The 19,075-nt window shown below is 62.0% G+C and carries 20 protein-coding genes; 18 read left to right on the top strand and 2 right to left on the bottom strand.

From position 1 onward, the window contains the following. From fdhF to APH44_RS20305, 5 genes are all read left to right on the top strand, one after another. Positions 1-1,763 (top strand): formate dehydrogenase subunit alpha (gene fdhF, locus APH44_RS20320; RefSeq protein WP_082430654.1); only part of this gene is annotated, 1,763 nt, incomplete at its 5' end. Then, entirely contained in the window at positions 1,760-1,963 is a 204-nt protein-coding gene (locus APH44_RS20315) for a formate dehydrogenase subunit delta (protein WP_054894270.1), read from the top strand. The genes fdhF and APH44_RS20315, both read left to right, overlap by 4 nt. A gap of 96 nt (positions 1,964-2,059) precedes the next feature. Then, positions 2,060-2,227 carry a YhfG family protein gene (locus APH44_RS29320; RefSeq protein ID WP_081255289.1) on the top strand — a complete coding sequence of 56 codons (168 nt, stop codon included), beginning with the start codon at positions 2,060-2,062 and terminating at the stop codon, positions 2,225-2,227. Between the two features lie 3 nt (positions 2,228-2,230). Next, a complete protein-coding gene (locus APH44_RS20310; protein ID WP_054894269.1) occupies positions 2,231-2,839 on the top strand; it encodes a Fic family protein in 609 nt (202 codons plus the stop codon). Positions 2,840-2,932: 93 nt separating this feature from the next. Next, a complete protein-coding gene (locus APH44_RS20305; protein ID WP_054894268.1) occupies positions 2,933-4,744 on the top strand; it encodes an ABC transporter ATP-binding protein/permease in 1,812 nt (603 codons plus the stop codon). Between the two features lie 69 nt (positions 4,745-4,813). Here APH44_RS20305 and APH44_RS20300 read toward each other — a convergent pair whose 3' ends face one another. Continuing rightward, the gene (locus APH44_RS20300) at positions 4,814-6,478 is read right to left on the bottom strand and encodes an electron transfer flavoprotein-ubiquinone oxidoreductase (RefSeq protein WP_054894267.1); all 1,665 of its coding nucleotides are present in this window, start codon (positions 6,476-6,478) and stop codon (positions 4,814-4,816) included. A 540-nt stretch (positions 6,479-7,018) separates the two neighbouring features. Between APH44_RS20300 and APH44_RS20295 the strand changes: the two genes are divergently transcribed. The 9 genes from APH44_RS20295 to APH44_RS20255 all read left to right on the top strand — a co-directional run bounded on the left by APH44_RS20295 (position 7,019) and on the right by APH44_RS20255 (position 13,930). Next, the gene (locus APH44_RS20295; RefSeq protein WP_054894266.1) at positions 7,019-7,768 is read left to right on the top strand and encodes an electron transfer flavoprotein subunit beta/FixA family protein; all 750 of its coding nucleotides are present in this window, start codon (positions 7,019-7,021) and stop codon (positions 7,766-7,768) included. After that, positions 7,769-8,698 (top strand): electron transfer flavoprotein subunit alpha/FixB family protein, encoded by a 930-nt coding sequence (locus tag APH44_RS20290; RefSeq protein ID WP_054894265.1) that lies wholly within the window; start codon positions 7,769-7,771, stop codon positions 8,696-8,698. Between the two features lie 83 nt (positions 8,699-8,781). Further along, positions 8,782-9,603, top strand: coding sequence for an ABC transporter substrate-binding protein (locus APH44_RS20285; protein WP_054894264.1), 822 nt, complete (start codon positions 8,782-8,784; stop codon positions 9,601-9,603). 9 nt (positions 9,604-9,612) lie between these two features. Continuing rightward, positions 9,613-9,966: a DUF4398 domain-containing protein gene (locus APH44_RS20280; protein WP_054894263.1), complete on the top strand. Its 354-nt coding sequence runs from the start codon at positions 9,613-9,615 to the stop codon at positions 9,964-9,966. Further along, on the top strand, positions 9,963-10,778 hold the full coding sequence (locus APH44_RS20275) for an OmpA family protein (protein WP_054894262.1): 816 nt from the start codon (positions 9,963-9,965) through the stop codon (positions 10,776-10,778). The genes APH44_RS20280 and APH44_RS20275 overlap by 4 nt, the downstream gene beginning before the upstream one ends. 179 nt (positions 10,779-10,957) lie before the next feature. Continuing rightward, positions 10,958-12,400: a PLP-dependent aminotransferase family protein gene (locus tag APH44_RS20270; RefSeq protein ID WP_054894261.1), complete on the top strand. Its 1,443-nt coding sequence runs from the start codon at positions 10,958-10,960 to the stop codon at positions 12,398-12,400. A 60-nt stretch (positions 12,401-12,460) separates the two neighbouring features. Next, positions 12,461-12,931, top strand: coding sequence for a hypothetical protein (locus APH44_RS20265; protein ID WP_054894260.1), 471 nt, complete (start codon positions 12,461-12,463; stop codon positions 12,929-12,931). Positions 12,932-13,038: 107 nt separating this feature from the next. After that, positions 13,039-13,293: a YkgJ family cysteine cluster protein gene (locus APH44_RS20260; protein WP_054894259.1), complete on the top strand. Its 255-nt coding sequence runs from the start codon at positions 13,039-13,041 to the stop codon at positions 13,291-13,293. Positions 13,294-13,321: 28 nt separating this feature from the next. Continuing rightward, positions 13,322-13,930: an START domain-containing protein gene (locus tag APH44_RS20255; protein ID WP_371105607.1), complete on the top strand. Its 609-nt coding sequence runs from the start codon at positions 13,322-13,324 to the stop codon at positions 13,928-13,930. A gap of 71 nt (positions 13,931-14,001) precedes the next feature. Here the strand turns inward: APH44_RS20255 and gltA are convergent, their stop codons facing one another. Next, complete coding sequence (gene gltA, locus APH44_RS20250) at positions 14,002-15,291, bottom strand: citrate synthase (protein WP_054894257.1); 1,290 nt, start codon at positions 15,289-15,291, stop codon at positions 14,002-14,004. A 351-nt stretch (positions 15,292-15,642) separates the two neighbouring features. On the opposite strand from gltA, the gene sdhC reads away from it, so the two are divergent. From sdhC to APH44_RS20230, 4 genes are read left to right on the top strand one after another with little or no spacing between them, the layout of a single operon-like run. Continuing rightward, positions 15,643-16,029 (top strand): succinate dehydrogenase, cytochrome b556 subunit, encoded by a 387-nt coding sequence (sdhC, locus tag APH44_RS20245; protein ID WP_177339348.1) that lies wholly within the window; start codon positions 15,643-15,645, stop codon positions 16,027-16,029. Beyond that, positions 16,023-16,391 carry a succinate dehydrogenase, hydrophobic membrane anchor protein gene (sdhD, locus tag APH44_RS20240; protein ID WP_054894255.1) on the top strand — a complete coding sequence of 123 codons (369 nt, stop codon included), beginning with the start codon at positions 16,023-16,025 and terminating at the stop codon, positions 16,389-16,391. The genes sdhC and sdhD overlap by 7 nt, the downstream gene beginning before the upstream one ends. Positions 16,392-16,394: 3 nt before the next feature. Continuing rightward, positions 16,395-18,167, top strand: a complete 1,773-nt coding sequence (sdhA, locus tag APH44_RS20235; protein WP_054894254.1) for a succinate dehydrogenase flavoprotein subunit — start codon at positions 16,395-16,397, stop codon at positions 18,165-18,167. Positions 18,168-18,178: 11 nt separating this feature from the next. Continuing rightward, positions 18,179-18,883: a succinate dehydrogenase iron-sulfur subunit gene (locus APH44_RS20230; protein ID WP_012315348.1), complete on the top strand. Its 705-nt coding sequence runs from the start codon at positions 18,179-18,181 to the stop codon at positions 18,881-18,883. The last annotated feature ends 192 nt before the right edge of the window (positions 18,884-19,075 follow it).

The following is a 19,075-nucleotide window of genomic DNA, read 5'->3' as shown; positions in this document are numbered from 1 at the left end:
TCTGCCATTCGCCGACCGGTTATGGCCTGAAGCAGACCCTGGGCGAGTCGGCCGGTACCCAGAGCTTCGACTCGGTCATGCAGGCTGACGTGATCCTGGTGATCGGCGCCAACCCGACCGACGCTCACCCGGTGTTCGGCTCGCAGCTCAAGCGCCGCCTGCGCCAGGGCGCGCGGCTGATCGTCATCGACCCGCGCCGCATCGACCTGGTCGACTCGCCCCACGCCCGCGCCGAGCTGCACCTGCAACTGCGTCCGGGCACCAACGTCGCCATGCTCAATGCCTTGGCCCATGTGGTCGTCGATGAAGGGCTGCTCGACCAGGCCTTCATCGACGCGCGCTGCGAGAGTGCCGAGTTCACGCGTTGGCGTGAGTTCGTCAGCCTGGCCGAGAACTCACCCGAGGCGCTTGGGCCGGTCTGCGGCGTGCCTGCCGAGCAGATCCGCGAGGCGGCACGGTTGTATGCGGGCGCTGGCAATGCGGCGATCTACTATGGCTTGGGCGTCACCGAACACAGCCAGGGCAGCACGGCGGTGATGGGCATCGCCAACCTGGCCATGGCAACCGGCAACATCGGTCGCGAAGGCGTGGGCGTCAATCCGTTGCGTGGTCAGAACAACGTCCAGGGCTCATGCGACATGGGCTCCTTCCCTCACGAATTGCCAGGCTACCGGCACATCTCCAACGAGACCGTGCGCAGTGAATTCGAGCAGGCCTGGGGCGTGACCTTGCAGCCTGATCCTGGTCTGCGCATTCCCAACATGTTCGAGGCCGCGCTCGATGGCAGCTTCAAGGCGCTGTACTGCCAGGGCGAGGATATCGCCCAGAGTGACCCGAACACCCAGCACGTCACCGCGGCACTGATGGCCATGGAGTGCGTGGTGGTGCAGGACATCTTCCTCAACGAAACCGCCAAGTTCGCCCATGTGTTCCTGCCAGGCAGCTCGTTCCTGGAAAAGGACGGTACCTTCACCAACGCCGAACGCCGCATCTCTCGGGTGCGCAAGGTGATGGAGCCGCTGGCCGGCAAGGCCGACTGGGAGGCGACCGTGGCCCTGGCCAATGCCTTGGGCTACCGCATGGACTACCGGCATCCGTCCGAGATCATGGACGAGATCGCCCGCCTGACGCCGAGCTTCCACCGCGTCAGCTACGCGGAGATCGACCGTCATGGCAGTCTGCAATGGCCGTGCAACGAAGCCGCGCCCGACGGCACCCCGACCATGCACATCGACCAGTTCGTGCGCGGCAAGGGGCGATTCATGCTCACCGGTTATGTACCCACCGACGAGAAGGTCAATGCCCGTTATCCGTTGTTGCTGACCACCGGCCGCATCCTCAGCCAATACAACGTCGGCGCCCAGACCCGTCGCACCCACAACGTTGCCTGGCACGATGAGGATCGCCTGGAGATCCACGCCAGCGATGCCGAAAGCCGCGGCATCCGCGACGGCGACTGGGTTGGCGTGGGCAGCCGTGCGGGGCAGAGCGTGTTGCGTGCGCGGGTCAGTGCGCGGGTGGCGCCGGGCGTGGTGTACACCACCTTCCACTTCCCCGAGTCCGGTGCCAACGTGATCACCACCGACAACTCCGACTGGGCCACCAACTGCCCCGAGTACAAAGTCACGGCGGTTGAGGTGGTGCGGGTGTTCCAGCCCTCTGAATGGCAGAAGCGCTATCAGCATTTCAGTGACGAACAGCAGCGCTTGCTCAAGGAGCGACGCCAGGTCGAAGGACAGGAAAAAGCCGAGGTCCGCCGATGAGCAGTGACAACCTGGTCAAGATGGCCAACCAGATCGCCCACTACTTCGACAGCGAGCCGGACCGGGCGCTGGCGGTGCAGGGGGTGAGGCAGCACTTGCAGAGTTTCTGGACCCCAGCGATGCGCCGGCAGTTGAGCGAATGGAGCGAGGCCCATGCGGGGGAGGGGCTCGATTCGAAGGTGCGGGAGGCGTTGGGATAGTGATCGGGCCTCGGCATGACCCATGCCGAGGCCGCGCAGGCATTAGCCGTTTTCGCTATAATCGAACTTCCATCACCCCGTGAGAGGCGTTGAACGGTGAAAGGCATCAGCTTGGAAACCAAAAAAGCAGCTTGGGAAAAGACTCGCCGCTCGAACTACGCAGCCAGTCTGCGCCTTGAGGGTTTTGATGTCACGCCTGACTCCGCGGAGCGTAAGCTCCCGTCCAAGGAAGAGTTGTTGCGTCACTACCGCAAGCAGGTTTGATCCTTGGACAAGTACGGTGTCGGACAGGACGCCTACTGTTATCCCGGTACGGTCGTCCTGTGCAATCTACTTGATCTTCGTGATGAGTCAGCGCTTGCCAGGGCCGAGCGGGACTTTTCCGAGCTCGCCGCCAGCCAGCTCCCATTCGAGCTTCCTCCTTACGATCTTCCCTATCTCCAGAGGCTTCATCGCGCGCTTTTTCAGGATATTTATGCGTGGGCTGGAGAAATCCGCACGCTCGATATTTCCAAAGGCCACACGCGTTTCTGCAATATGAGTCGCATTGAAGCCGAAGCTTCAAAAGTATTCAGCAGCCTTGCACGGCAAAGCTGGTATGAGGGCTATTCGCGTGCGGATCTGATCCGCGCCGTGGCAGAAAGCTTTGGCGATTTGAACATGGTCCATCCATTTCGCGAGGGAAATGGGCGAGCTCAGCGGATTCTTTACGAACACGTGATCTTGAACGCGGGTTTTGAAATCGACTGGTGGTCGGTCGATCCTGATGAGTGGGTGGCTGCGAACATAGCGGCAGTTGTTTGCGATTATTCGCCGCTGGAAGCGGTTTTCGACAAGTGCATCGGGCGGACCATCATCGGCTTGTCGCCTGTTTAGCGTTCATGGCATGCCCAACATGAAACCTCCGTCATCTTCGCCAGCCCCGGCCGGTGCTAGGCTCGAGTAAATACTCGCCACGGAAACCCCACCATGGAAATGAACTGGCACCAGGCCCTGCAAGAGAGCCTGAGCTGGCTTGCAGTCGCTTCATTGATCACCCTTGTCGGCTTCACCGCCGCCGCTTTCCTGGCGGTGCGCTTCACTCGCTGGGGCCAGCAGTTCTGGCAACTGGCAGGCGATTACTTCAGCTTCAGGCGCAGCTGGCGTCCGCTGTTGGTGTTCGCCCTGCTGCTGTTCCTGGCGCTGTTCTCGGTGCGCATGAACGTGCTGTTCTCGTTCTGGTACAACGGTTTCTATAGCGCCCTGCAGGGCCTGGACCAGACGGCGTTCTGGTACCTGCTCGGGGTGTTCGCGGTACTGGCGACCATTCATGTGCTGCGTTCTCTGTTCAACTACTACGTCACCCAGTCGTTCAACATCCATTGGCGGGTCTGGCTGACCGAGCGCCTGACCGCCGACTGGATGCATGGCGATGCCTACTACCGCGGGCAGTTCCTCGAAGAGCCGGTGGACAACCCGGACCAGCGTATCGAGCTGGACGTCAATGCCTTCGTTACTGGCTCGGTGTCGCTGGCCCTCGGGGCAGTGAGTGCGTTGGTCTCGCTGGTTGCCTTCACCGGTATTCTCTGGGGGCTGTCGGCGCCACTGGCAGTGGCTGGTGTCGAGGTGCCACGGGCGATGGTGTTTGCGGTGTACGTCTATGTGCTCATCGCCACCTGGATCGCTTTCCGCCTTGGGCGGCCGTTGATTCGCCTGAATTTCCTCAACGAGAAGCTCACGGCGAACTTTCGCTACGCACTGATGCGCTTGCGCGAGAATGCCGAGAACATTGCCTTCTACCAGGGCGCGCAGGTCGAGCGGGGCACGTTGCTCGGGCGCTTCTTCGCCTTGATCGGCAATGTCTGGGCACTGGTCTGGCGGAGCCTGAAGTTCAACGGTTTCAACTTGGGTGTCAGCCAGGTGGCGGTGGTGTTCCCGTTCATCCTACAGGCGCCGCGTTTCTTCAGCGGAGCGATCAAGCTGGGTGACGTGATGCAAACGTCGCAGGCGTTCGGGCAGGTGCAGGATTCGTTATCGTTTTTCCGTGAGTCCTACGACACCTTTGCCAGCTACCGCGCGACCCTCGATCGTCTCACCGGTTTTCTCGATGCCAACCACCAGGCCAGCGAGCTGCCGCACGTGGCAACCCGCGAGCTGCCGCGGGCCCTGGATATCGCTGGTTTGCAGGTGCTGCGCCCTGATGGCCACCGGTTGATTGCCGACCTGAGCCTGAACCTGCAGGCCGGGCAGGCATTGCTGATCAAGGGGCCTTCGGGCAGCGGCAAGACCACGCTGCTTCGAGCCCTGGCGGGATTGTGGCCTTATGCAGAAGGGGCGGTCGCGAGGCCTTTGGGGGCGCAGGCGCTGTTCCTGTCGCAGCGGCCTTACCTGCCGTTGGGGGATCTGCGCACCGCCATCGCCTACCCGGCCCAGGTCGGCCAGGAGCAGGATGCGCGGATGCAGCAGGCATTGCGGCAAGTGAACCTGGCGCATCTGGCCGAGCGCCTGGAGGAAAGCCGCGACTGGACGCGCATCCTGTCGATCGGCGAGCAGCAGCGCCTGGCGTTTGCCCGGGTGCTGTTCAACCAGCCGCATGTGGTGTTTCTCGATGAGTCCACTTCGGCGATGGATGAAGGTTTGGAACATGCCTTGTATTCGCTGCTGCGCAACGAAATGCCGGAAACCTTGCTGGTGAGTGTCGGGCACCGCAGCACGCTGGCTGGCTTTCACAGCCACCGGCTGGAGGTCGATGGCAAGGGTGGTTGGACGTTGTTCGAGCAGGACGCGGTGGTGCTGTCCTGAGTATCGGCAGCAGATGAAAAAGCCCCCTGGCATCGCTGCCAGGGGGCTTTTTTACATGCGGCGCGGGCCTTACATGTTGGGGTAGTTAGGGCCGCCGGCACCTTCTGGGGTGACCCAGGTGATGTTCTGCGACGGATCCTTGATGTCGCAGGTCTTGCAGTGCACGCAGTTCTGCGCGTTGATCTGGAAGCGCTTGCTGCCGTCTTCCTGGGTGACCACTTCGTAGACCCCGGCCGGGCAGTAACGCTGGGCCGGCTCGTCGTACAGTGGCAGGTTGGTGGCGATCGGCACGTTCGGATCGGTCAGCTTCAGGTGGCAGGGTTGTTCCTCTTCATGGTTGGTGCTGGAGAGGAACACCGAGCTGAGCTTGTCGAAGCTGAGCTTGCCGTCGGGCTTGGGGTAGTCGATCTTTTTCGCGTCGGCAGCCAGCTTCATGCAGGCGTAGTCGGGCTTGGTGTCGTGCAGGGTGAACGGCAGCTTGCCGCCGAACCAGTTCTGGTCGACATAGTTGAACGCAGCGCCGAACAGTGGCCCGAACTTGTGCATGGCCGGGCCGAAGTTGCGGCTGGCGTACAGCTCTTCATACAGCCAGCTGGCCTTGAACGCCTCGACGTAGCTGTTGAGGGCGTCGCCACCTTCGCTGCCGGCGAACAGGGCATCAGCCACTGCATCGGCGGCCAGCATGCCGGACTTCATCGCCGTGTGGCTGCCCTTGATCTTGGCGAAGTTCAGGGTGCCCAAGTCGCAGCCGATCAGCGCGCCGCCGTTGAACACCATCTTCGGCAGCGAGTTCAGGCCGCCCTTGCAGATGGCGCGGGCGCCGTAGCTGATGCGCTTGCCGCCTTCCAGGTACTGGCTGATCACCGGGTGGTGCTTCAGGCGCTGGAACTCGTCGAACGGCGACAGGTAGGGATTGGCGTAGGACAGGTCGACGATCAAGCCAACTACTACCTGGTTGTTCTCCAGGTGGTAGAGGAACGAGCCGCCGGTGTTCTCGGCGCTCACCACATCCAGCGGCCAGCCGGCGGTGTGCACGACCAGGCCTTGCTCGTGCTTGCTCGGGTCGATCTCCCAGATTTCCTTGATGCCGATGCCGTAGTGCTGCACGTCGGCTTCGCTGTCCAGGTCGAAGCGCTTGATCAGCTGCTTGCCGATGTGGCCGCGGCAACCTTCGGCGAACAGGGTGTACTTGGCGCGCAGCTCCATGCCGGGGGTGTACAGGCCGTCCTTGGGCTGACCTTCGCGGTCGACGCCCAGGTCGCCGGTGACGATGCCACGGACTACGCCGCTCTCGTCGAACAGCGCTTCCTGGGCGGCGAAGCCCGGGTAGATTTCCACGCCCAGGTTCTCGGCCTGCTGGGCCAGCCAGCGGCACAGGTTGCCCAGCGAGATGATGTAGTTGCCCTGGTTGTGCATGGTCTTGGGCACGAACAGGTCCGGCACCTTGACCGAACTGCCCTGGTCCTTGAGCACATAGATGTCGTCGCGCTTGACCTCGGTGTTCAGCGGGGCGCCGAGTTCTTTCCAATCGGGGAACAGCTCGTTCAGCGCGCGGGGTTCGAAGACCGCGCCGGAGAGGATGTGGGCGCCGACCTCGGAGCCTTTCTCGACCACGCAGACGCTGATCTCGTTACCGGCTTCGGCGGCCTTCTGCTTCAGGCGGCAGGCGGCAGACAGGCCCGCCGGGCCTGCGCCGACGATGACCACGTCGAATTCCATGTATTCGCGTTCCACAGGTTCTCTCCTACTCAAGGCTCATCGCGTTGCTTGTCTTATGGGTGTCGGATGCCCGCTCACGGTCGGGGCAGCTGTAGCCGTGCCGGTGGCGGACTACACCGTTTTGTCTTGGCCGCGCATTATATCTACACCACTTGGCGGGTCCAATACAAACGTTTGTTTGAATTTGCCGCAGCCCAGTAAAATCACAGGAGGGCGGCTGGAGGCTGGCCAATTTGCCGTATTGACCGGATTGGGTGTTACGGTCAAGATACGAGCGGTTTTACGCTCGCCGTAGGCTGACCGTCGGGCGCAGGTGCACCTCTAAAAACCAGGCGTAGAGCAGGGAATACAGGCCGAAACCCTTTTTGTAGTGGAGTCTACACGCCACGACAGGAAATGACCCGCGGGTTTTGCCCCGCCAGTCCGCACAGGACTGATCGGTCATGGCAAATTTCGCTCGACCCGGAACGTTTTCAGAGGTGTCCTTGTACCCACGCGCATTCGCCGGGCACGCCCCAGGCGACATTCTTTTCACCGGAGAGTAACGAGGAATCCATGAAGGTTCTTGTAGCTGTCAAACGAGTGGTCGACTACAACGTCAAGGTTCGCGTCAAGGCGGACAACTCCGGCGTCGACCTTGCAAACGTCAAGATGTCCATGAACCCCTTCTGCGAAATCGCCGTCGAAGAAGCCGTACGCCTGAAAGAGAAGGGCGTTGCGACCGAGATCGTCGCCGTTGCCGTCGGCCCGACCGCCGCCCAGGAGCAACTGCGTACCGCCCTGGCACTGGGTGCCGATCGTGCCGTTCTGGTCGAGACCAGCGAGGAGCTGAATTCCCTGGCCGTGGCCAAGGCGCTGAAGGCCATCGTCGATAAAGAGCAGCCGCAGCTGGTCATCCTCGGCAAGCAGGCCATCGACAGTGACAACAACCAGACCGGCCAGATGCTGGCTGCGCTGACCGGCTACGCCCAGGGTACCTTCGCCTCCAAGGTCGAAGTGGCTGGCGACAAGCTGAACGTCACCCGTGAGATCGATGGCGGCCTGCAGACCGTCGCGCTGAATCTGCCGGCGATCGTCACCACCGACCTGCGTCTGAACGAGCCGCGCTATGCGTCGCTGCCGAACATCATGAAGGCCAAGAAGAAGCCGCTGGAGACCGTGACTCCAGATGCGCTGGGCGTATCCACCGCCTCCACCACCAAGACCATCAAAGTCGAAGCGCCTGCTGCACGCAGCGCCGGTATCAAGGTCAAGTCGGTGGCCGAACTGGTCGAGAAGCTGAAGAACGAAGCGAAGGTAATCTAAATGACTATCCTGGTTGTCGCTGAACACGAGAACGGTGCCGTAGCCCCGGCCACCCTGAACACTGTCGCTGCTGCCGCCAAGATCGGTGGCGACGTCCACGTGCTGGTCGCAGGCCAGAACGTCGGCGGCGTAGCCGAGGCTGCGGCCAAGATCGCTGGCGTTGCCAAGGTGCTGGTCGCTGACAATGCCGCCTACGCCCATGCCCTGCCTGAAAACGTCGCGCCACTGATCGTCGAGCTGGCCAAGGGCTACAGCCACGTGCTGGCCCCGGCCACCACCAACGGCAAGAACATCCTGCCGCGCGTCGCTGCGCTGCTGGACGTCGATCAGATCTCCGAGATCGTCTCGGTCGAATCCGCCGACACCTTCAAGCGTCCGATCTATGCCGGTAACGCCATTGCCACCGTGCAATCGAGCGCTGCGGTCAAGGTCATCACCGTGCGTACCACCGGCTTCGACGCCGTGGCCGCCGAAGGTGGTTCGGCTGCGGTGGAAGCCGTGGCTGCTGCCCACGACGCCGGCAAGTCGGCCTTTGTCGGCGAAGAGCTGGCCAAGTCCGATCGTCCCGAGCTGACCGCTGCCAAGATCGTCGTCTCCGGCGGCCGTGGCATGGGCAACGGTGACAACTTCAAGCACCTGTACGCCCTGGCCGACAAGCTTGGCGCCGCTGTCGGCGCTTCGCGCGCTGCGGTCGACGCAGGCTTCGTGCCGAACGACATGCAGGTCGGCCAGACCGGCAAGATCGTCGCACCGCAGCTGTACATCGCCGTCGGTATCTCCGGCGCGATCCAGCACCTGGCGGGCATGAAGGACTCCAAGGTGATCGTCGCGATCAACAAGGACGAAGAAGCCCCGATCTTCCAGGTGGCCGACTACGGCCTGGTTGCCGACCTCTTCGAGGCGGTGCCGGAGCTGGAAAAGCTAGTCTGATCCGAGCGCTTCACTTATAAAGAAGCCCGACCCTCGTGACAGGGGTCGGGCTTTTTTTTGCATGGCTGGCAAGGAGTAAGGTAATGGCGTTTGGCAGAACGGGTCGCTTGCTGACCTGCATGGTGGCCTTGTTATCCTCGCAGGCGATGGCCGCCGGCAAGTGTGAAAAGCTGGTGGCCACTGGCAGCCCGGATGCACCGCCGTACTCTTGGCAGGACCCGCAAGACCCCCGGCACCTGATCGGTGCCAATGTCGACCTGTTGCGCCAGGTGGCGGGCGAGTTGGGGGTGAGGGTCGAGGTGCTGCATGCCGGGCGCCGCGAGCAGGCGCTGGAGGAAGTGCGCAGCGGGCGCATGGACCTGTTGCTGGACACGCCGATGCAAGTCGGTCAGTTGACCGCGCTGGACTACATCCATCCCCCCTTGCAGCTCAACGAATACCTGGTCTGGACTCGCCATGATTCGGCATTGGATTTCGACGGTCCGGCGGATCTGGCCCGCTATCAGGGCAGCCTTTCGGAGAAGGCCCGGCTGACCCCGGCGTTCGAGGCGTTCGCCAAGTCCCAGCTCAAGCTGGTGCCTGCGCAGAATCTCACCCAGGCCTTCCAGAAGCTGGTGCTGGGGCAGGTCGACTACGTATTGGCGGGGCGCTATTCGGGGATGGCCATGACCCAGAGCCTGGGCATGAGCAACGACCTCGTAGCACGCGGCCTGCCAGTGGATCGTCCGGGGCTGTACCTGGCGGTGTCGCACAATTCGGCCTGTAACGATGCCTGGCTGCGTGGGCAACTGGCGAAAAAGCTGACAGAATTGCCGATCTCTGGCGCCTCCGAGGCGGTGCTGCAGCGGAATGTGGAGCGCTGGAAAGCGCAGATGCAGATGACCGGGGACGCCCCCAAACAGTAGGAAGAATGCGTGAGAATCCAACCACTGATCCTGGTCCTGGCTGTTGCAGCCCTGGCCGGTTGTGCCAACGATCCGGCTCCTCATGAGCAGATGCGCCTGTCCGAGCAGGCGCTGGAGCAGGCCAAGGCTGTCGGCGCGACCGAGCAGGTCGAGGCGTTCAAGCTGGCCGAAGACAAGTTCGCCCGAGCCAAGACCAACATGGTCAGCGAAGACTTTCGTGATGCGCGCATGCGCGCCGAGCAGGCCGAGCTGGATGCACGCCTGGCCGAGGCTCAGGTGTTGACCCAGAAAAGCGAAGAACAGTTGAAGGTGACCGAGTCGCGTATCAAGCGCCTGCGCAAGCAGTTGGAGGTGCAGCCATGAGCCGTACATTCAAGCCCGGCGCTGCCCTGGTCGTGCTGGCGTTGGCCGTCGGCCTGCAGGGTTGCGCGAGCCAGCGCAGCGAGTCGGCGTTGGACGATGCCACGGCTGCGTTCCAGAAGGTCAAGGACAACTCCGACGTGCTGCGCAGTGCACCGCGCGATGTGATCCGTGCCGGTGAGTCGCTGGCGCGTGCAGAGCGTCTGGCCAGTTATGTCGGCAGCGGCACCGATGTACGTCACTATGCCTACCTCAGCCAGCGCTACAGCGAGATCGCCCGCGAGCACGCCAATCTGGCACTGAACCAGGAGCGCCTGGCCAAGCTCGATCTGGAGCGCCAGCGTCTGCAACTGGCGCTGCGTGAGGCGAAGCTGGCCAGCGTGCAGCAGCAGGGCAAGTGGGTCGAATCGCAGATCGCCGCCCTGGCATCGGAGCAGGCCGATCGCGGCCTTGTGATGACGCTGGGGGACGTGCTGTTCGACACCGGCGAGGCGGAGCTCAAGAACTCCGCCAGTCGCACGGTGCTCAAGCTGGTGCAGTTCCTGCAGCTCAACCCGCGCCGCGTGGTGCGGATCGAGGGCTACACCGACAGCACCGGGGCGTCCGAAGACAACCTGAAGCTGTCCCGTGACCGTGCGCAGTCCGTGGCGGACATGCTGGTCGACCTGGGCATCGATGAAAAGCGGATCGAGGTCGAGGGGTATGGCGATCAGTACCCGGTCGAGGTCAACGCCTCGGAGCGGGGCAGGGCGCAGAACCGCCGTGTGGAGATCGTGTTCTCCGATGAGAAGGGCAAGCTCGCGCCGCCGCGCTGAGTGCTGTTCGGGTGCTGCCTGGCACCCGCGCTGACGGTTCGTCTGTTCGCCGCTGTCAAGCAAGTGTAATGTCAACTATTCTCGGAACTGTCCCAGTACACTTTGCAACTGTTACGGTATTCTGTCTCGACTGTGAGTCGTACAAGAACAACGAACCCGTCCGCGCTTCGAGAATCACCATGACCAACCTGCTGTTGTACCAGCGCATTGCCCAGCAACTGGCCGATGACATCCGTCGCGGTGTCTACCAGCCAGGCGAGCGCGTGCCTTCCGTGCGCAAGATGAGCGCCCAGCTCAATGTCAGTCATGCCACGGTGCTGCAGGCCTACGCCAACCTCGAGGATCAGGGGCTGATCCGTGCCCGCCCGCAGTCTGGCTACTATGTCCACCAGACGCCCGCCCTGACCGCGCAGACGCCGGATATCGCCCGGGTCGAGCGCCCTGGGTTGGTCACCCGGGCCAGTATCATCCAGCAAGTGCTCACTGAAGCGCGCCGCGATGGCGTGTTCCCGTTTGGCGCTGCTGTTCCCCATGTGGACTATCTGCCGGTTCGGGCCCTGCACCAGCAGATCGCCAAGGTGACGCGGTTCCACAGCCCGCGTGCCTTCAGCTACATGTTCAGCCCGGGGTTCGAGCCGCTGCGCCGGCAGATCGCCATTCGCATGCGTGACGCTGGCGTGCTGGTCGACCCGCGCGAGGTGATTGTCACCCATGGCTGTGTCGATGCCCTGCAAATGGCGCTGCGCGTGTTGACGCGTCCCGGCGACCTGATCGCCGCCGAGTCGCCGACCTACTACGGGCTGCTGCAGTTGGCGGACTTGCTGGGCCTGAAGGTGATCGAGATTCCCAGCGACCCGTCCACCGGCATCAGCCTCGAGGCGCTGCAACTGGCGGCCAACCAGTGGTCGATCAAGGCCCTGGTGCTGACGGCGCGCCTGAGCAACCCTCTGGGTGGGACCATTCCGGAAGAGCGGCAGAAACAGTTGCTGCGCCTGGCGTCAGACTTCGATATCCAGATCGTCGAGGACGACATCTATGGCGAGCTGATGTTCGAGCAGGGGCGAACCAAGGCGCTGAAGGCGTTCGACCGGCTGGATCGAGTGATTTACTGTTCGAGCTTCTCCAAGACGCTGTCGCCAGGGGTTCGGGTCGGCTGGATGATTCCTGGGCGCTACCAGGACGAGATCCAGCGCCTGCAGACCTTCACCACGCATTCGGCCTGCAGTGTCACCCAGATGGGTGTGGCGGCCTATCTCGAGAATGGCGGCTACGACCGCCACCTGCGTTTCATTCGCCAGGAGTACCGCAAAAATCTCAGTGCCTATCAGCTGGCGGTGCAGCAGCACTTCCCGGACGGCACGCAGATGACCCGGCCCACGGGTGGGTTCATTCTCTGGGTCAGCCTGCCGGGGCGGGTCAATACCCAGGAGTTGCATGTGCGGGCGCTGGAGCAGGGCATCAGCATCGCGCCTGGCCTGATCTTCAGCAACACCGAGCAATTCAATCACTGCATCCGCCTCAATTGCGGGATTCCCTGGAGCAAGGAGGCAGAGCGGGCGGTGATGACCTTGGGGCTGCTGGCCCAACAATTGTGTCGAGAGTCCGCTGTCTCGATTTTGTAGCTTGTCATAAGGGCAGGGAACAGGGAGCATAGGCATTTTGATGCCATGCTCTTGATGCCCATGAATGCGTTTCGCCCTATTGCCCTGATGCTGTGTCTTGCGCTGCCCTGGTTGCCGGGTGCGTCGGTGCGGGCTGCGCAGGTGCAGGCCAAGAGCGAAGTCTCCCAGAGCAAGACCGCCAAACCGGCGGTCAAGACCCCGGCGAAGACGGCCAGTAAACCCGCAAGCAAGCCTAAGCCAAAGCCGAAGAGCAAGCCGGTCAGCAAGGCGGCGAGCAAGCCACTGCCCAATCCCAAGCTCGATCTGAGCCTGCCGACCGAGATGGTGAAGAACCTCAAGCCGGATGTCGGCAATGCCTCGTCGACGCGCAAACCCCTGCTGCCATCGATGTTCCCCGAAAAGCCCGCGTCCGATGACAGCCCGTTCCAGCTCAACGGCCGGCTCATCAGCAACGAAATGCAGTTGCAGTTGCGCAACGACAGTCGCCGTGATGTCGAGGGTGCCGCCATCGATTTCGAATTTCGCAACTGACTGCCGAGTCACCGCGGATTTCATCGGTTCGGTAATTTCAAACATATGTTTGAGCGGTTAGTATCCAGGGATGTCCGTCCCGTCCAGTTCCAGGGAGTCCAGTTGTCATGAAATGCCGTGAGGGCTGCGGTGCCTGCTGCATTGCCCCGTCCATCAGTTCGCCGATCCCCGGTATGCCTCAGGGCAAGCCGGCGGGCGAGCGTTGCCTGCACCTGTCCGTGGACTATCTCTGCGCCTTGTTCGGCAAGCCCGAACGGCCAAAGGTCTGTGGCGGGTTCAAGGCCGAGGTGGATGTCTGCGGCAGTGATCGCGACGATGCGATCAGGATCATTGGCTGGCTGGAGCAGATGACGGCGGCGTGACGTTTGGATCTTCGACAAAAGGAACAAGATGATGAGATCGATCAAGCGCGTTGTACTGCTGTGTGGCATGGGTGTCTTGCTGGCGCCGGCGGCCTGGGCCGAGAGCTGGCAGGTGGCCAGGGACGAGGAGGGCATCAAGGTGTCCCTCAGCGAGGTGTCGGGTTCCAAGTACAAGGCCTACCGTGGGGTGACCGTCATCAAGGCGCCGTTGGCCAAGGTCAAGGCGCTGCAGGAGGATGTAGCCGGCGCCTGCGCCTGGGTGCATGAGTGCAAGTCGCAAAAGCTGCTCAAGCATGAGGGCGACCAGAGCTGGACCTACACCCAGTTCAATACGCCCTGGCCGGTGACGCCGCGCGATTCGATCCTGCACGTGACCACGGTGCAGGAAGCCGACGGTAGCCTGACCCGCAAGCTCGAGGGCGATCCGAAGTACCTGCCGGAGGAGAAGGGCTTCGTGCGCGTGGCGCAGGTCGAGGGCTTCTGGAAGCTGGTGCCCAAGGGCGACAGCACCGAGGTGACTTATCAGGTGCACACCGAGCCAGGTGGTAGCGTGCCTTCGTGGTTGGCCAACAAGTTCGTGGTGGATGCGCCGTTCAATACGCTGAAAGGCTTGCGTGAGCGGGCCGAGAAGAACTGAGGTTCTTTCGTCGAATGGCCCAATGAAAAAGGCTGCCCGAGGGCAGCCTTCTTGCGTTCGGCCTGGGCGGCTTACTTGCGGTCTTTCAGTGCGGTGATGTCGCGCTGCGGCTCGCCGGTGTACAGCTGGCGCGGACGGCCAATCTTGTACGGGCCGGAGAGCATTTCCTTCCAGTGCGAGATCCAGCCCACGGTACGTGCCAGGGCGAAGATCACGGTGAACATGCTGGTTGGAATGCCGATCGCCTTGAGGATGATCCCCGAGTAGAAGTCGACGTTCGGGTACAGCGAGCGCTCGATGAAGTACGGATCGGTCAGGGCGATCTCTTCCAGGCGCATCGCCAGTTCCAGCTGCGGATCGTCCTTGATGCCCAGCTCGCGCAGGACTTCGTCGCAGGTCTGCTTCATCACGGTGGCGCGCGGGTCGCGGTTCTTGTAGACGCGGTGACCGAAGCCCATCAGTTTGAACGGATCGTTCTTGTCCTTGGCCTTGGCGATGAACTTGTCGATGTTCGAGACATCGCCGATTTCATCGAGCATGGTCAGGACCGCTTCGTTCGCACCGCCGTGGGCAGGGCCCCACAGTGCGGCGATACCGGCGGCGATACAGGCGAACGGGTTGGCACCCGAGGAGCCGGCCAGGCGCACGGTGGAGGTGGAGGCATTCTGCTCGTGGTCGGCGTGGAGGATGAAGATCCGGTCCATCGCCTTGGCCAGCACCGGGCTGATCGGTTTGATCTCGCACGGGGTGTTGAACATCATGTGCAGGAAGTTTTCCGCGTACGACAGGTCGTTGCGCGGGTACATCATGGGTTGGCCCATGGAGTACTTGTACACCATCGCTGCAAGCGTCGGCATCTTCGCGACCAGGCGCACGGCGGAGATTTCGCGGTGCTGCGGGTTATTGATGTCCAGCGAGTCGTGATAGAACGCCGAGAGGGCGCCGACCACGCCGCACATGACGGCCATCGGGTGGGCGTCGCGGCGGAAACCGTTGAAGAAGGACTTCAGCTGCTCGTGGACCATGGTGTGGTTCTTCACGGTGCTGACGAACTGGGCCTTCTGCTCTGCGTTCGGCAATTCGCCGTTGAGCAGCAGGTAGCAGGTTTCCAGGTAGTCCGATTGCTCGGCGAGCTGTTCGATCGGGTAGCCGCGGTGCAGCAGCACGCCCTTGTCGCCGTCGATGTAGGTGATCTTCGACTCGCACGAGGCGGTCGCCATGAAACCGGGGTCGAAGGTGAAGTGACCGGATGCCCCCAACCCGCGGACGTCGATAACATCGGGACCAACGGTGCCGGTTAAAATGGGCAGCTCTACGGGGGCTGCGCCCTCGATGACCAACTGCGCTTTTTTGTCAGCCATGTGGCCTCCTATTAATGCTTGAAATCATCAGACAGACCCCCCACGCAGGGCCCGCACCACTATAGAGGGATAAATTCGAATGTCAATTTGCCTAAAGGCTGGTTGAAACACCCTCCAAGCCCATGATTTTCACGAAATTGCCGCCCGTTTACGCCTTTTGTTCGCTAAAGGCAATGCGCTATTCGGGCTAGCCCCTTACGTTGTCATAAGCAGCCTAACTGTCTATACTCGGCAGCCGACTCCCAGGGGCTTTCCAGCCCGCCCTGCTGGGTGTCGTGTTCTCTTCGGTGGTGGGTACCTGACCAGTACACTTACCAACAACTTTGCCCTGTTCGCTAGGGGCTCTTCAGTGTGAAAAAAGCCGTGAAAAGCCAACGACCTGTAAACCTAGACCTAAGGACCATCAAACTCCCGATCACCGCGTACACGTCCATTCTTCACCGTATTTCCGGCGTCATCCTGTTCCTCGGCCTTGCCATCATGCTGTACGCATTGAGCAAGTCGCTGGGTTCCGAGGAAGGCTTTGCCGAGGTGAAGGCGTGTCTGACCAGTCCGCTGGCCAAACTGGTGACCTGGGGCCTGCTGTCCGGCCTGCTGTATCACCTCGTCGCAGGTGTTCGCCACCTGATCATGGACATGGGTGTCGGTGAGACGCTGGAAGGCGGCAAGCTGGGCTCGAAAATCGTGATCGTCATCTCCGTGGTGCTGATCGTTCTGGCGGGAGTTTGGGTATGGTAACTAATGTCACGAACCTGTCGCGTTCGGGCCTCTATGACTGGATGGCGCAGCGCGTCTCGGCGGTCGTTCTCGCGGCTTACTTCATCTTCCTGATCGGCTACCTCGCGATCCACCCGGGCATCGACTATGCCCAGTGGCACGCTCTGTTCTCCAACAACGCGATGCGGATCTTCAGTCTGCTGGCACTCGTTGCCCTGGGCGCTCACGCCTGGGTCGGCATGTGGACCATTGCCACCGACTACCTGACGCCGATGTCGTTCGGCAAGTCGGCGACTGCGATTCGTTTCCTGTTCCAGGCGGTATGCGGCGTTGCGATGTTCGCTTACTTCGTCTGGGGTGTGCAGATTCTCTGGGGTATCTGATTCATGGCTAACATTCCAACCATTTCGTTCGACGCCATCATCATCGGTGGCGGCGGTGCGGGCATGCGCGCAGCACTGCAGCTGGCTCAAGGCGGCCACAAGACCGCAGTAGTCACCAAGGTGTTCCCGACCCGTTCGCACACTGTATCCGCCCAGGGCGGCATCACCTGCGCCATCGCTTCGGCCGACCCGAACGACGACTGGCGCTGGCACATGTACGATACCGTCAAGGGTTCCGACTACATCGGTGACCAGGACGCTATCGAATACATGTGTCAGGAAGGCCCGGCTGCGGTTTTCGAGCTGGACCACATGGGCCTGCCGTTCTCGCGTACCGAAACCGGCCGTATCTACCAGCGTCCGTTCGGTGGCCAGTCCAAGGACTTCGGCAAGGGCGGCCAGGCTGCGCGTACTTGCGCCGCGTCCGACCGTACCGGTCACGCCCTGCTGCACACCCTCTATCAGGGCAACCTGAAGGCGGGCACCACCTTCCTCAACGAGTACTACGCCGTTGACCTGGTCAAGAACCAGGACGGCGCGTTCGTCGGTGTGATCGCGATCTGCATCGAAACCGGCGAAACCATGTACATCAAGTCCAAGGCCACCGTTCTGGCCACCGGCGGTGCAGGTCGTATCTACGCCTCCACCACCAACGCCCTGATCAACACCGGCGACGGTATCGGCATGGCCCTGCGTGCAGGCGTGCCGGTGCAGGACATCGAGATGTGGCAGTTCCACCCGACCGGTATCGCCGGCGCCGGTGTACTGGTCACCGAAGGTTGCCGCGGTGAGGGTGGCTACCTGATCAACGCCCACGGCGAGCGCTTTATGGAGCGTTACGCGCCGAACGCGAAGGACCTGGCTGGCCGCGACGTGGTCGCCCGTTCCATGGTCAAGGAAATCATCGCCGGCAACGGCGTGGGCCCGAACAAGGACCACGTACTGCTGAAGCTGGACCACCTGGGCGAGGAAGTGCTGCACAGCCGCCTGCCAGGCATCTGCGAGCTGTCCAAGACCTTCGCCCACGTCGACCCGGTTGTCGCGCCGGTTCCGGTCGTGCCGACCTGCCACTACATGATGGGCGGCGTTGCCACCAACATTCATGGCCAGGCCATCACCATGGACGCCGAAGGCAAGGACCAGATCATCCCAGGCCTGTTCGCTGTGGGTGAAGTGGCGTGCGTATCGGTTCACGGTGCCAACCGCCTGGGCGGCAACTCGCTGCTCGACCTGGTGGTATTCGGTCGCGCTGCCGGCCTGCACCTGGAAAAGGCACTGAGCGACGGCGTCGAGTACCGCGACGCGAGCGACACCGATGTCGACGTTGCCCTGAACCGCCTGAACAAGCTCAACGAGCGCACCACTGGCGAAGATGTCGCAAGCCTCAAGCGCGAGCTGCAGAGCTGCATGCAGAACTACTTCGGTGTATTCCGTACTGGCGAATACATGCAGAAGGGTATCGAGCAGTTGGCCGGCCTGCGTGACCGCATTGCCAACGTCAAGATCAACGACAAGTCCCAGGCCTTCAACACCGCGCGTATCGAAGCGCTGGAGCTGCAGAACCTGCTGGAAGTTGCCGAAGCGACCGCCATCGCAGCCGAAGCCCGTAAAGAGTCCCGCGGCGCGCACGCCCGTGAAGACTTCGAAGACCGTGACGACGAGAACTGGCTGTGCCACACCCTGTACTACCCGGGTGAGAAGCGCGTCGCCAAGCGTGGCGTCAACTTTGCGCCGAAGACAGTTCCTGCCTTCGAACCAAAAGTCCGGACTTACTAAGGGTGGCCGCTATGTTGAAAGTCGAAGTTTATCGTTACAACCCGGACACCGACTCGGCGCCCAAGATGGAGTCGTTCGACGTCGATACCGGTGGCAAGGACCTGATGGTGCTGGACGTGCTGGCGCTGATCAAGGAGAAGGACGAGGGCTTCTCGTACCGTCGCTCCTGCCGTGAAGGCGTTTGCGGTTCCGATGGCATGAACATGAACGGCAAGAACGGCCTGGCCTGCATCACCCCGCTGTCGGGTGTGGTCAAGGGCAACAAGCTGGTCCTGCGTCCGCTGCCAGGCTTGCCGGTCATTCGTGACCTGGTCGTCGATATGAGCATCTTCTACAAGCAGTACGAGAAGGTGAAGCCATTCCTGCAGAACGACACTCCGGCTCCGGCCATCGAGCGTCTGCAGTCGCCGGAAGATCGCGACAAGCTGGACGGTCTGTACGAGTGCATCCTGTGCGCTTGCTGCTCGACCTCCTGCCCATCGTTCTGGTGGAACCCGGACAAGTTCCTGGGTCCCGCCGCGTTGCTGCAGGCCTATCGTTTCCTGGCCGACAGCCGTGACACCAAGACGCAAGAGCGTCTGGCGTCGCTGGATGACCCGTTCAGCGTGTTCCGCTGCCGCGGGATCATGAACTGCGTGAACGTCTGCCCGAAGGGTCTGAACCCGACCAAGGCGATCGGCCACGTACGTAACATGCTGCTGCAGAGCGGCACCTGATTCAAAAATGTTGCACCAGCAGTAAGCCGAAGCGCGGGTGGTGAGCCCGCGCCGAGGTAAAACCCGAGCAAGGGCCCAAAAAGCCCGCGCTCATTACCTATGAAGATATGAGACCAGCAGGGGCTTCCGGGCTGGTACCCGGAAAATCTGCAGGATCCAGGTGGCGTGGTTAGTCGCTGTGTTCGGACTTTT

Origin of the sequence: Pseudomonas sp. NBRC 111143 (genome assembly GCF_001320965.1) — a bacterium.
Classification (GTDB): Bacteria; Pseudomonadota; Gammaproteobacteria; order Pseudomonadales; family Pseudomonadaceae; genus Aquipseudomonas; species Aquipseudomonas machongensis.
The sequence above is the reverse complement of the archived record's forward strand: the minus strand, read 5'-3'. Positions and strand labels throughout refer to the sequence as shown.